Source organism: Streptomyces sp. NPDC001599, from assembly GCF_042893535.1.
Lineage (GTDB): Bacteria > Actinomycetota > Actinomycetes > Streptomycetales > Streptomycetaceae > Streptomyces.
Window position 1 is genome coordinate 111,759 of sequence record NZ_JBIAVA010000002.1, and the last position, 13,130, is coordinate 124,888.

The 13,130-nt window shown below is 70.3% G+C and carries 13 protein-coding genes; 1 reads left to right on the forward strand and 12 read right to left on the reverse strand.

Annotated features, from left to right (window positions below):
• Window positions 1–37: 37 nt before the first annotated feature.
• The 10 genes from gmk to pyrR form a co-directional block, all read right to left on the reverse strand.
• Window positions 38–631, reverse strand: coding sequence for a guanylate kinase (gene gmk, locus ACFYZ3_RS05105; protein WP_003977347.1), 594 nt, complete (start codon window positions 629–631; stop codon window positions 38–40).
• 37 nt (window positions 632–668) lie between these two features.
• Window positions 669–992 carry an integration host factor gene (locus ACFYZ3_RS05110; protein ID WP_003977346.1) on the reverse strand — a complete coding sequence of 108 codons (324 nt, stop codon included), beginning with the start codon at window positions 990–992 and terminating at the stop codon, window positions 669–671.
• A gap of 223 nt (window positions 993–1,215) precedes the next feature.
• Window positions 1,216–2,061: an orotidine-5'-phosphate decarboxylase gene (gene pyrF / locus ACFYZ3_RS05115; RefSeq protein ID WP_388514097.1), complete on the reverse strand. Its 846-nt coding sequence runs from the start codon at window positions 2,059–2,061 to the stop codon at window positions 1,216–1,218.
• On the reverse strand, window positions 2,058–3,164 hold the full coding sequence (locus ACFYZ3_RS05120; RefSeq protein ID WP_388514098.1) for a quinone-dependent dihydroorotate dehydrogenase: 1,107 nt from the start codon (window positions 3,162–3,164) through the stop codon (window positions 2,058–2,060). The genes pyrF and ACFYZ3_RS05120 overlap by 4 nt, the downstream gene beginning before the upstream one ends.
• Before the next feature lie 51 nt (window positions 3,165–3,215).
• Complete coding sequence (gene carB / locus ACFYZ3_RS05125; RefSeq protein ID WP_388514100.1) at window positions 3,216–6,524, reverse strand: carbamoyl-phosphate synthase large subunit; 3,309 nt, start codon at window positions 6,522–6,524, stop codon at window positions 3,216–3,218.
• Window positions 6,517–7,659: a glutamine-hydrolyzing carbamoyl-phosphate synthase small subunit gene (gene carA / locus ACFYZ3_RS05130; protein ID WP_388514102.1), complete on the reverse strand. Its 1,143-nt coding sequence runs from the start codon at window positions 7,657–7,659 to the stop codon at window positions 6,517–6,519. Before carA ends, carB begins: the two co-directional genes overlap by 8 nt.
• Window positions 7,656–8,231, reverse strand: a complete 576-nt coding sequence (locus tag ACFYZ3_RS05135) for a hypothetical protein (RefSeq protein ID WP_388514104.1) — start codon at window positions 8,229–8,231, stop codon at window positions 7,656–7,658. Before ACFYZ3_RS05135 ends, carA begins: the two co-directional genes overlap by 4 nt.
• On the reverse strand, window positions 8,228–9,514 hold the full coding sequence (locus ACFYZ3_RS05140) for a dihydroorotase (RefSeq protein ID WP_388514105.1): 1,287 nt from the start codon (window positions 9,512–9,514) through the stop codon (window positions 8,228–8,230). Before ACFYZ3_RS05140 ends, ACFYZ3_RS05135 begins: the two co-directional genes overlap by 4 nt.
• Before the next feature lie 4 nt (window positions 9,515–9,518).
• A complete protein-coding gene (locus ACFYZ3_RS05145) occupies window positions 9,519–10,499 on the reverse strand; it encodes an aspartate carbamoyltransferase catalytic subunit (protein WP_385969325.1) in 981 nt (326 codons plus the stop codon).
• A gap of 114 nt (window positions 10,500–10,613) precedes the next feature.
• Entirely contained in the window at window positions 10,614–11,195 is a 582-nt protein-coding gene (pyrR, locus tag ACFYZ3_RS05150; protein ID WP_361010883.1) for a bifunctional pyr operon transcriptional regulator/uracil phosphoribosyltransferase PyrR, read from the reverse strand.
• Between the two features lie 297 nt (window positions 11,196–11,492).
• Between pyrR and bldD the strand changes: the two genes are divergently transcribed.
• Window positions 11,493–11,996, forward strand: coding sequence for a transcriptional regulator BldD (bldD, locus tag ACFYZ3_RS05155; RefSeq protein WP_003977337.1), 504 nt, complete (start codon window positions 11,493–11,495; stop codon window positions 11,994–11,996).
• A gap of 110 nt (window positions 11,997–12,106) precedes the next feature.
• On the opposite strand, the gene nusB is transcribed toward bldD, so the two are convergent.
• Together nusB and efp are read right to left on the reverse strand one after the other, a co-directional pair.
• Complete coding sequence (gene nusB / locus ACFYZ3_RS05160; protein WP_361010880.1) at window positions 12,107–12,535, reverse strand: transcription antitermination factor NusB; 429 nt, start codon at window positions 12,533–12,535, stop codon at window positions 12,107–12,109.
• 2 nt (window positions 12,536–12,537) lie between these two features.
• Entirely contained in the window at window positions 12,538–13,104 is a 567-nt protein-coding gene (efp, locus tag ACFYZ3_RS05165) for an elongation factor P (RefSeq protein WP_361010877.1), read from the reverse strand.
• Window positions 13,105–13,130 lie beyond the last annotated feature (26 nt).

The following is a 13,130-nucleotide window of genomic DNA, read 5'->3' on the forward strand; positions in this document are numbered from 1 at the left end:
GATTCAGTCGGGATGACCACGGGGTGACCAGTGGCGATCACACGACGTTCGTCAAGGCTAGCAGCTCGCGGGCCACGTCCTCGACGGAGGTGTTCACCAGGGTCTGGTCGAACTCCGGCTCGGCCGCCAGCTCGACCTTGGCCGCGGCGAGGCGGCGCTCGATCACCTCGGGCGGTTCGGTGCCCCGGCCGGTGAGCCTGCGCACCAGCTCGTCCCAGGAGGGCGGGGCCAGGAACACCAGCCGGGCCTCGGGCATGGACTCGCGGACCTGCCGCGCTCCCTGGAGGTCGATCTCCAGGAGGACCGGCTCACCGGCCTCCAGGCGCTCCAGTACGGCCGTGCGCGGCGTGCCGTAGCGGTTGCCGGCGAACTCGGCCCACTCCAGCAGCTCGCCGTTGGCGATCAGCTTGTCCATCTCCTCGTCGCTGACGAAGAAGTAGTGGACACCGTGCTGCTCGCCGGGGCGGGGCCTGCGGGTCGTCGCCGAGACCGACAGCCATACCTCGGGGTGTTCCTTGCGCATATGGGCGACGACCGTGCTCTTGCCGACCCCCGAGGGGCCGGAGAGCACGGTCAGCCGCGGACGTGCGTCCGGGGGTACGGGGGACGTCCCCCGGGGTGTTGCAGCCATGCAGCGATTATTCCAGCAATCCCGGAGTGGTCCGGACTCAGCTGCCGGTGCTGCCGAACTCGCGCTCCAGGGACGCGATCTGGTTGGACCCGAGACCGCGCACGCGGCGGCTCTCGGAGATGCCCAGTCGCTCCATGATCTGCTTGGCGCGGACTTTGCCCACGCCCGGCAGGGACTCGAGGAGGGCGGAGACCTTCATCTTGCCGATGACGTCGTTCTCCTGACCCTGCTTGATGACCTCGTGGAGGGAGGCGCCGGAGTGCTTGAGTCGATTCTTGACCTCGGCCCGCTCCCGGCGAGCCGCGGCGGCCTTTTCGAGCGCGGCTGCGCGCTGTTCAGGGGTAAGGGGCGGAAGAGCCACGCCTACGTCACCTCGGATGTCGAACTGTCGGATACGGACCGGTGAGGAACCTAGTCGCCCCTCACCTGGTGAGCCACGAGCAACACGCTCGCCCGTTGACTCTCGACGGAGACTAGCGGTCAAGTCCGCCAGAGTCAGCGAGAACAGCGGAAAAGTCCTGGTCAGCCTCCGCCAGGCCGGACATTTAGGACATACTCCCTCTGATTTGAGGATGTATCCAGGGTCAGGACGCCGTGACCGCGGTCCGGATCTCCGCCGCGAAGCGGTCGGCGGCCGTCCGCAACGCGGCCACGTCGGGGCCGTGACGAAGGACACCCCGGCTGACGTTCGGCACCACGTTGCGCACCGCCGCGCCGAACACGCGCGGCAGGTCCGCGGGCGTGGCCCCCTGGGCACCGATGCCCGGCGCCAGCAGCGGACCGTTGATGCCCAGGTCGTACGAGGACAGGTCGCCGAGCGTGGCACCGACCACCGCGCCGAAGGAGCCCAGCGGCTCCTCGCCCGCGTTCTCGGCGGCCAGGTGAGCCAGCATCGTCGCCCCGACGCTGCGCCCGTCGCCCCGGACCGCGTGCTGGACCTCGCCGCCCTCCGGGTTGGAGGTCAGCGCCAGCACGAACAGGCCCGCGCCGCTCTCGCGCGCCAGGTCGACGGCCGGCTTCAGCGAGCCGTAGCCGAGGTACGGGGACACGGTCAGCGCGTCCGAGAACAGCGGCGCGTCCTTGTGCAGGAACGACTCGGCGTACGCGGTCATGGTCGAGCCGATGTCGCCGCGCTTGGCGTCCATGACGACCAGCGCACCGGCCGCCCGCGCCTCCTCGACCGACTTCTCCAGGACCGCGACACCGCGCGAGCCGAACCGCTCGAAGAAGGCGCTCTGCGGCTTGAGGACGGCGACCCGGTCGGCCATCGCCTCCACGACGGTGCGGCTGAAGCGCTCCAGCCCGGCCACGTCGTCGTTCAGGCCCCACTCGGCGAGCAGGGAGGCGTGCGGGTCGATGCCGACGCACAGGGGGCCGCGCTCGTCCATCGCGCGGCGCAGCCGGGCACCGAAGGGTTCCATCACCGTCATGCGTGCTTCCTCACGTCGGCGCCGACCGCGTCGGCGAGGGTGGCGTACGGGCTCTGCCGCAGGCGGGCGGCGAGCCCCTTGTGGATGGCTCGGCCCCAGAAGGGCCCTTCGTAGATGAACGCGCTGTAGCCCTGGACCAGCGTGGCACCGGCCAGGATGCGCTCCCAGGCGTCCTCGGCCGTCTCCACGCCGCCGACGCCGACCAGGATGATCCGGTCGCCCACGCGCGCGTAGAGGCGGCGCAGCACCTCCAGGGAGCGTGCCTTGAGCGGGGCCCCGGACAGACCGCCGGTCTCCCCGACGAGGGCGGGCGAGGAGGTCAGGCCGAGGCCCTCGCGCGCGATGGTGGTGTTGGTGGCGATGATGCCGTCCAGGCCCAGCTCCACGGCCAGGTCGGCCACCGCGTCCACGTCCTCGTCGGCGAGGTCGGGCGCGATCTTGACCAGCAGCGGCACCCGCCGGGCGGTCACCGCGCGGTCGGCGGCCTCGCGGACCGCGCTCAGCAGCGGGCGCAGCGCCTCGGTGGCCTGGAGGTTGCGCAGGCCGGGCGTGTTGGGCGAGGAGACGTTGACGACGAGGTAGTCGGCGTGCGGGGCCAGCCGCTCGGCGGACTTCACGTAGTCGCCGACGGCCTCCTCCTCCGGGACGACCTTCGTCTTGCCGATGTTGACGCCGACGACGGTGCGGAAGACGGGCGTGCGGGAGGCCAGCCGGGCCGCGACGGCCAGCGAGCCGTCGTTGTTGAAGCCCATGCGGTTGATCAGCGCGCGGTCGCCCACCAGCCGGAACAGCCGCTTCTTGGGGTTGCCGGGCTGCGGCTCCCCCGTGACCGTGCCGATCTCGACGTGGTCGAAGCCCAGCATCGCCATGCCGTCGATCGCGACCGCGTTCTTGTCGAAGCCCGCGGCGAGCCCGAAGGGGCCGTGCATGCGCAGACCGAGCGCCTCGGTGCGCAGTTCCTCGTACCGGGGCGCGAGCGCGGCGGCGACGAAGGTGCGCAGGACGGGGACGCGGACGGCCAGGCGGATCCAGCGGAAGGCGAGGTGGTGGGCCTGCTCCGGGTCCATCCGCTTGAAGACGAGAGAGAAGAAGATCTTGTACATGGTGTCCTCATGAAGAGGGGGACACCGTTTCCGGTGTCCCCCTCGGGGCTGCTAGTCGCGGGCGGCGATCAGGAATTCGGCGTGTTCCTGGAGTGAGCGCACTCCCACGTCGCCGTGGTTGAGGGCGTCGATGCCCTGCACCGCCGCCGCCAGCGCCTGGACCGTGGTCAGGCAGGGCACGGAGCGGGCCACGGCCGCCGTCCGGATGTCGTAGCCGTCGAGGCGGCCGCCGGTGCCGTACGGGGTGTTGACGATGAGGTCGACCTCGCCGTCGTGGATCAGCTGGACGATGGTCTTCTCGCCGTTCGGGCCGGTGCCCTCGGACTGCTTGCGCACGACCGTGGCGTTGATGCCGTTGCGCTTGAGGACCTCGGCGGTGCCGGAGGTGGCCATCAGCTCGAAGCCGTGGGCGACCAGTTCGCGGGCCGGGAAGATCATCGAGCGCTTGTCGCGGTTGGCGACCGAGATGAAGGCGCGGCCCTTGGTCGGCAGCGGCCCGTACGCGCCCGCCTGCGACTTGGCGTACGCCGTGCCGAAGACGGAGTCGATGCCCATGACCTCGCCGGTGGAGCGCATCTCCGGGCCGAGCACCGTGTCGACGCCGCGGCCGTGGATGTCCCGGAAGCGGGACCACGGCATCACGGCCTCCTTGACGGAGATCGGCGCGTCCAGCGGCAGGGTGCCTCCGTCGCCGTTCGCCGGGAGCAGGCCCTCGGCGCGCAGCTCGGCGATGGTCGCGCCCAGCGAGATGCGGGCGGCGGCCTTGGCCAGCGGCACCGCGGTCGCCTTCGAGGTGAAGGGGACGGTGCGGGAGGCGCGCGGGTTGGCCTCCAGGACGTAGAGGATGTCCCCGGCCAGCGCGAACTGGATGTTGATCAGGCCGCGTACGCCGACGCCCTTGGCGATGCCCTCGGTGGAGGCGCGCAGCCGCTTGATGTCGAAGCCGCCCAGCGTGATCGGGGGCAGGGCGCACGCCGAGTCGCCGGAGTGGATGCCGGCCTCCTCGATGTGCTCCATGACACCGCCGAGGTACAGCTCCTCGCCGTCGTACAGGGCGTCGACGTCGATCTCGATCGCGTCGTCCAGGAAGCGGTCGACCAGGACCGGCCGGGACGGGCTGATCTCGGTCGACTCGGCGATGTACGCCTCCAGGCGGGTCTCGTCGTAGACGATCTCCATGCCGCGTCCGCCGAGGACGTAGGAGGGCCGCACGAGGACCGGGTAGCCGATCTCGTCGGCGATGGCCTTGGCCCCGGCGAAGGTGGTGGCGGTGCCGTGCTTGGGGGCCGGGAGCCCGGCCTGCGCGAGGACCTGGCCGAAGGCGCCGCGGTCCTCGGCGGCGTGGATGGCCTCGGGCGAGGTGCCGACGACCGGCACGCCGTTGTCCTTGAGCGCCTGGGACAGGCCGAGCGGGGTCTGGCCGCCGAGCTGGACGATCACGCCCGCGACGGGACCGGCCTGCTGTTCCGCGTGGACGATCTCCAGGACGTCCTCCAGGGTGAGCGGCTCGAAGTACAGCCGGTCGGAGGTGTCGTAGTCGGTGGAGACGGTCTCGGGGTTGCAGTTGACCATCACGGTCTCGTACCCGGCGTCCGACAGCGCGAAGGAGGCGTGGACGCAGGAGTAGTCGAACTCGATGCCCTGGCCGATGCGGTTCGGGCCGGAGCCCAGAATGATCACCGCGGGCTTCTCACGAACAGCGACTTCCGTCTCCTCGTCGTAGGAGGAGTAGAAGTACGGCGTCTTCGCGGCGAACTCGGCGGCGCAGGTGTCGACCGTCTTGTAGACCGGGCGGATGCCGAGCGCGTGCCGCACCTCGCGGACGACGTCCTCGCGCAGCCCGCGGATCTCGCCGACCTGCTGGTCGGAGAAGCCGTGCCGCTTGGCCTCGGCGAGCAGGTCACTCGTCAGCTCGGGCGCGGCGGCCAGCTCGTCGGCGATCTCCTTGATCAGGAAGAGCTGGTCGACGAACCAGGGGTCGATCTTCGTGTGCTCGAAGACCTCCTCGGGCGTGGCGCCCGCGCGGATGGCCTGCATGACGGCGTTGATGCGGCCGTCGGTGGGCCGCACGGCCTCCCGCAGCAGCTCCAGCTTGTCCCCGGGCTCGCCCACGAAGGTGAACTGGCTGCCCTTCTTCTCCAGCGAGCGCAGCGCCTTCTGGAAGGCCTCGGTGAAGTTCCGGCCGATGGCCATGGCCTCGCCGACCGACTTCATGGTGGTGGTGAGGGTGGAGTCGGCGCTCGGGAACTTCTCGAAGGCGAACCGCGGCGCCTTGACGACCACGTAGTCGAGGGTCGGCTCGAAGGAGGCCGGGGTCTCCTGCGTGATGTCGTTCGGGATCTCGTCCAGCGTGTAGCCGACGGCGAGCTTCGCGGCGATCTTGGCGATGGGGAAGCCGGTCGCCTTGGAGGCGAGGGCCGAGGAGCGGGACACGCGCGGGTTCATCTCGATGACGATCACGCGACCGTCCTCGGGGTTCACCGCGAACTGGATGTTGCAGCCGCCGGTGTCGACGCCGACCTCGCGGATGATCGCGATGCCGACGTCGCGCAGGGTCTGGTACTCGCGGTCGGTCAGCGTCATCGCGGGTGCGACGGTGATCGAGTCGCCGGTGTGCACGCCCATCGGGTCGAAGTTCTCGATGGAGCAGACGACCACGACGTTGTCGTTCTTGTCGCGCATCAGCTCCAGCTCGTACTCCTTCCAGCCGAGGATGGACTCCTCCAGGAGCACCTCGGTGGTCGGCGAGAGGGTGAGGCCCTGCCCGGCGATGCGGCGCAGCTCCTCCTCGTCGTGGGCGAAGCCGGAGCCGGCGCCGCCCATGGTGAAGGAGGGGCGGACGACGACGGGGTAGCCGCCGAGCGCTTCGACGCCCTTGAGGACGTCGTCCATGGAGTGGCAGATGTAGGACCGGGCGGACTCGCCGTGGCCGATCTTCTTGCGGACCTCCTCGACGACCTCCTTGAACAGGTCGCGGTCCTCGCCCTTGTTGATGGCCTCCACATTGGCGCCGATCAGTTCGACGCCGTACTTCTCCAGGACGCCGTTGCCGTGCAGCGAGATCGCGGTGTTCAGGGCCGTCTGGCCGCCGAGGGTGGGCAGGAGCGCGTCGGGGCGCTCCTTGGCGATGATCTTCTCGACGAACTCGGGGGTGATCGGCTCGACGTAGGTGGCGTCGGCGATCTCCGGGTCGGTCATGATCGTCGCCGGGTTGGAGTTGACCAGGACGACGCGCAGGCCCTCGGCCTTGAGCACGCGGCACGCCTGGGTGCCGGAGTAGTCGAACTCGGCGGCCTGGCCGATGACGATCGGGCCGGAGCCGATGACCAGGACGGACTGGATATCGGTGCGCTTAGGCACGCTGGCCCTCCATGAGGTTCACGAAGCGGTCGAACAGGTAGGCGGCGTCGTGCGGGCCGGCTGCCGCTTCGGGGTGGTACTGGACGCTGAAGGCCGGCCGGTCGAGGAGCTGGAGCCCCTCCACCACGTTGTCGTTGAGGCAGACGTGGGAGACCTCGGCGCGGCCGTAGGGGGTCTCGGAGACCTGGTCGAGCGGGGCGTCGACGGCGAATCCGTGGTTGTGCGCGGTGACCTCGACCTTGCCGGTCGTACGGTCCTGCACGGGCTGGTTGATGCCGCGGTGGCCGTACTTCAGCTTGAAGGTGCCGAAGCCGAGCGCGCGGCCCAGGATCTGGTTGCCGAAGCAGATGCCGAAGAGCGGGGTGCCGCGCTCCAGGACGCCCTGCATCACGGAGACCGGGTGGTCGGCGGTCGCGGGGTCCCCGGGACCGTTGGAGAAGAACACTCCGTCGGGCTCGACGGCGTAGACGTCGTCGACGGTGGCCGTGGCGGGCAGCACGTGCACCTCGATGCCGCGCTCGGCCATGCGGTGCGGGGTCATGCCCTTGATGCCGAGGTCGACGGCGGCGACGGTGAACTTCTTCTCCCCGATCGCCGGGACGACGTACGCCTCGGTGGTGGCGACCTCGGCGGAGAGGTCGGCGCCGCTCATCTCGGGGGCCTGGCGGACCTCGGCGAGCATGGTGCCCTCGTCGGGCAGGGCCTGGCCGGAGAAGATGCCGACGCGCATGGCGCCGCGCTCGCGCAGGTGGCGGGTGAGGGCGCGGGTGTCGATGCCGGAGATGCCGACGACGCCCTGGGCGGCCAGCTCCTGGTCGAGGGAGCGCGTCGAGCGCCAGTTGGAGGGCACGCGCGCGGGGTCGCGCACGACGTAGCCGGAGACCCAGATCTTCCTGGACTCCATGTCCTCGTCGTTGATCCCGGTGTTCCCGACGTGCGGGGCGGTCATCACGACGACCTGGCGGTGGTACGACGGGTCGGTGAGGGTCTCCTGGTAGCCGGTCATGCCGGTGGAGAACACGGCTTCGCCGAAGGTGGCCCCCACGGCCCCGTAGGCACGGCCGCGGAAGATCCGGCCGTCCTCCAGGACGAGTACGGCGGGAGTCCGGTGGGCTCCCCTGCTGGAGGTCGTCATCGTGCGCCTTCCGTTTCCGTCTTGTTGATCATGTCGTTCAGTGTTTCGACCCACTCGTTGTGCTCGGCCGCGTGGTCGGAGCGGAAGCCGGAGTCGATCAGCTTGTCGCCGTGTGCCCAGGTGACGACCAGCAGGCCGCCCTCGGTGAGGACCTTGCCGGCGATGCCCTTGTCGAGCCGGGCCTCGCGCAGCGCGGCGACGGGGACGAAGAAGTCCGCCGCGCCGGGGCGTACGACGTCCAGCCCCGCGTCGGTCAGGGTCAGCTCGACCCGGCTGCGGGTGCCCAGGCCGTGCGCGACGATGCGGTCCAGCCACTGCCCCGCGGTGGTGGAGCCGTGGTAGCGGCCGCTCATGCTCAGTTTCGCCGGGCCGGGCTCGTCCGGCGCGCCGGGCAGCTCGGGCAGGTCGCCCTGGAGCGTGCCGCGCCACTTCCAGCCCTCGCGCATCAGCCAGTAGACGAGCGCGACGAAGAGGCCGAGGCCGACGACCCAGCCGGCCCGGGCGGCCCAGTCGGTCACTTCCGCCGATTCCTTCTCGGCGGCCAGCAGGATTACCGGTGCTGCAGATGTCACGTGAGCTTCCCGTCGACGAGCGTGGCCTTGCCCCGCAGCCACGTGTGCGTCACACGGCCCGGCAGCTCGCGCCCCTCGTAGGGGGTGTTGCGGCTGCGCGAGGCGAAGCCCGCGGGGTCCACCTGGCCACGGTATGCCGCATCGACGAGGGTGAGGTTGGCGGGCTCACCGGCCGAGACGGGACGGCCGTGTCCGGTGGCCTGTCCGATCTTGGCGGGCTTGAAGGACATCCGGTCGGCGACGCCGGCCCAGTCCAGCAGGCCCGTGTCCACCATGGTCTCCTGCACCACGGACAGCGCCGTCTCCAGGCCCACCATCCCCATGGCGGCGGCGGCCCACTCGCAGTCCTTGTCCTCGTGCGGGTGCGGGGCGTGGTCGGTGGCGACGATGTCGATCGTGCCGTCGGCGAGCGCCTCGCGCAGCGCCATGACGTCGCGCTCGGTGCGCAGCGGCGGGTTGACCTTGTAGACCGGGTTGTACGACCGGACCAGCTCGTCGGTGAGGAGCAGGTGGTGCGGGGTGACCTCGGCGGTGACGTCGATGCCGCGGGACTTGGCCCAGCGGACGATCTCGACGGATCCGGCGGTCGACAGGTGGCAGATGTGGACGCGGGAGCCGACGTGCTCGGCGAGCAGCACGTCCCGGGCGATGACCGACTCCTCGGCGACGGCGGGCCAGCCGCCGAGGCCCAGCTCGGCGGAGACGACGCCCTCGTTCATCTGGGCGCCCTCGGTGAGCCGGGGCTCCTGGGCGTGCTGGGCGACGACGCCGTTGAAGGCCTTCACGTACTCCAGCGCGCGGCGCATGATCACGGCGTCGTGGACGCACTTGCCGTCGTCGGAGAAGACGGTGACACCGGCCGCGGACTCGTGCATGGCGCCCAGCTCGGCGAGCTTGGCGCCCTCCAGGCCGACCGTGACGGCGCCGATGGGCTGCACGTCGCAGTACCCGGACTCCTGGCCGAGCCGCCAGACCTGCTCGACGACGCCGGCGGTGTCGGCGACCGGGAAGGTGTTGGCCATGGCGAAGACGTTGGTGTAGCCGCCGCTCGCCGCGGCGCGGGTGCCGGTGAGGACGGTCTCGGAGTCCTCGCGGCCGGGCTCGCGCAGGTGGGTGTGCAGGTCGACCAGACCCGGCAGCAGCACCTTGCCGTCCGCCTCGACGACCTCCGCGCCCTCGGCGGACAGGTTCGGGCCGACCGCCTCGACGACGGCGCCGTCGATCAGCACGTCCTGCGGCTCGCCGCCGAGCACCTTCGCACCGCGGATCAGGGTCTTGCTCATCTTCTTACTTCTCCTCGGTGGGGCGGGCGTGGGACACGGCGGGCTCGTTGCCGCCGAGCAGCAGGTAGAGGACGGCCATCCGGATGGAGACGCCGTTGGTGACCTGCTCGACGACGGTGCAGCGGTCGGAGTCGGCGACCTCGGCGGTGATCTCCATGCCGCGGACCATGGGGCCGGGGTGCATCACGATGGCGTGGTCGGGCATCTTCGCCATCCGGTCGCCGTCGAGGCCGTAGCGGCGGGAGTACTCGCGCTCGGTGGGGAAGAACGCGGCGTTCATCCGCTCGCGCTGCACGCGCAGCAGCATCACCGCGTCGGACTTGGGCAGCGTGGAGTCGAGGTCGTAGGAGACCTCGCAGGGCCAGGTCTCGACGCCGACCGGCAGCAGGGTGGGCGGGGCGACGAGGGTGACCTGGGCGCCGAGGGTGTGCAGCAGGTCGACGTTGGAGCGGGCGACGCGGCTGTGCAGGATGTCGCCGACGAGGGTGATCCGGCGGCCGTCCAGGTCCTTGCCGAGCCCGGCGTCGCGGCCGACCAGGCGGCGGCGCATGGTGAAGGCGTCGAGCAGGGCCTGGGTGGGGTGCTGGTGGGTGCCGTCCCCGGCGTTGACCACGGCGGCGTCGATCCAGCCGGAGGTGGCCAGGCGGTAGGGGGCCCCGGACGCGCTGTGCCGGATGACGACGGCGTCGACGCCCATCGCCTCCAGGGTCTGGGCGGTGTCCTTGAGGGACTCGCCCTTGGAGACGCTGGATCCCTTGGCGGTGAAGTTGATGACGTCCGCGGACAGCCGCTTCTCGGCGGCCTCGAAGGAGATCCGGGTCCGGGTGGAGTCCTCGAAGAAGAGGTTGACGACGGTGCGGCCGCGCAGGGTGGGCAGTTTCTTGATCGGCCGGTCCGCGACCCGGGCCATCTCCTCGGCGGTGTCGAGGATCAGGACGGCGTCGTCGCGGGTGAGGTCGGCGGCCGAGATGAGATGACGCTGCATCTGTCAGGCTCCGTAAGGCGATTCATGCGGAAGAGCGGGATAATTCGGGCGGCCGGGCGCGTGCGGGGGCGCGCCGAGCACACGTACGGCACGAAGGGGTGCGTACGCGGGGTGCTACGGGTGGGCGCCCGGGGCGGCCGGCTTGGCACCGAGCAGCACGGTGTCGCGACCGTCCTCCTCGGCGAGCTGGACCTTGACCGTCTCCCGCAGCGACGTCGGGAGGTTCTTGCCGACATAGTCGGCGCGGATGGGCAGTTCGCGGTGGCCGCGGTCGACGAGTACGGCGAGCTGCACCGCGCGCGGGCGGCCGATGTCGTTCAGCGCGTCGAGGGCGGCGCGGATGGTGCGGCCGGAGAAGAGCACGTCGTCGACGAGGACGACGAGGCGTCCGTCGATGCCGTCACCGGGGATCTCGGTGCGGGCCAGGGCCCGCGGCGGGTGCATGCGCAGGTCGTCGCGGTACATGGTGATGTCGAGCGAGCCGACCGGCATCTTGCGCTCGGTGATCTGCTCCAGCTTGTCGGCGAGCCGCCGGGCGAGGAAGACGCCGCGGGTCGGGATGCCGAGGAGCACCACGTCGTCGGCACCCTTGGCGCGTTCGACGATCTCGTGGGCGATACGGGTCAGCACCCGCGCGATGTCGGGCCCTTCGAGAACGGGCCGGGCGTCCTGCTGCTGGTCCTGCTGCTTGTCCATACGAAACGGACCCCCTTCTCCGCCTCACGGGACGGATCTTAAAGGACGTCGGATATGCGCCACCTACGTTAGCAGGCTCACAGAACCTCTTCGATGACCCCCCTGACACTCCCCCGTCACTCGTCTGCCCCACGTCGATCACCCGCACGGAGTAACGGATGGCGAATACCACGGAAGAGTCGGTGCGGACCATTCGGCTTGACGCAGCAGAGTAACGCTGCGTAACCTCACAGTGAGTTACCAGCCGCGCGGCCGACAACACAGCCTGCCGCGTCGACACCTTGTCCGGGGAGCCATATGTCCAGCGAATACGCCAAACAGCTCGGGGCCAAGCTCCGGGCCATCCGCACCCAGCAGGGCCTTTCCCTCCACGGTGTCGAGGAGAAGTCCCAGGGCCGCTGGAAGGCCGTCGTGGTCGGTTCGTACGAGCGCGGCGACCGTGCCGTGACCGTGCAGCGCCTCGCCGAGCTGGCGGACTTCTACGGCGTCCCCGTGCAGGAGCTGCTGCCGGGCACCACCCCGGGCGGCGCCGCCGAGCCGCCGCCGAAGCTGGTCCTGGACCTGGAGCGGCTGGCCACCGTGCCGGCCGAGAAGGCGGGCCCCCTCCAGCGGTACGCGGCCACGATCCAGTCGCAGCGCGGTGACTACAACGGCAAGGTGCTCTCGATCCGCCAGGACGACCTGCGCACACTCGCCGTCATCTACGACCAGTCGCCCTCGGTCCTCACCGAGCAGCTGATCAGCTGGGGCGTCCTGGACGCGGACGCGCGCCGCGCGGTGGCGTCCCACGACGAGCTCTGAGCCTCGCCCACCTCAGCAGAAACGTGCCGCCGGGGTGGCCGGAACCGTTCGTACGGTTCGCCACCCCGGCGTTTTCTTGCATGTGTGCGGCGCGGGCACGGCTCGTGGAGCTACTCCCGGCGCAGCGACGGCTTGAGGTCCTTCAGCCGGCCGAGCAGCCCGTTGATGAACGCGGGCGACTCGTCGGTGGAGAACTCCTTCGCCAGCTGCACCATCTCGTCCAGGACGACGGCGTCCGGGGTCGCGTCGACCCACAGCAGCTCGTACGCGCCCAGGCGCAGGATGTTGCGGTCGACGACCGGCATCCGGTCCAGCGTCCAGTCGACCGAGTACTGGGCGATCAGCTCGTCGATGCGCTCCGCCCGACCGGCGTAGCCCTCGACCAGCTCCATCGTGTACTCGCTCACCGGCGGCTGCCGGGTGTCGGACCGGGAGTGCCGGACCCAGTCGGCGAGCACCGTCAGGACGTCGGCGCCGCGCTGATCGCCCTCGAAGAGGATCTGGAAGGCGCGCTTGCGGGCCGTGTTGCGAGCAGCCACGGTTAGCTGTTCACCCGGCCGAGGTAGTCACTCGTGCGGGTGTCGACCTTGATCTTCTCACCGGTGGTGATGAAGAGCGGGACGTTGATCTGGTGACCGGTCTCCAGGGTGGCCGGCTTGGTGCCGCCGGTGGAGCGGTCGCCCTGGACGCCCGGCTCGGTCTCCTGGATGGTCAGCTCGACGGCGGCCGGCAGCTCGACGAAGAGCACCTCGCCCTCGTGCTGCGCGACGGTGGCCTCGAAGCCCTCGACGAGGAAGTTGGCGGCGTCACCGACGACCTTGCGGTCGATCATCAGCTGGTCGTACGTCTGCATGTCCATGAAGACGAAGTAGTCGCCGTCCATGTACGAGAACTGCATGTCACGCTTGTCGACAGTGGCCGTCTCGACCTTGACGCCGGCGTTGAAGGTCTTGTCGACCACCTTGCCGGAAAGCACGTTCTTCAGCTTGGTGCGCACGAAGGCCGGGCCCTTGCCGGGCTTGACGTGCTGGAACTCGACGACGGACCAGAGCTGGCCGCCTTCGAGCTTGAGCACCAGGCCGTTCTTGAGGTCGTTCGTGGAAGCCACGGTTGCGGAATCTCCTGGACTGGACT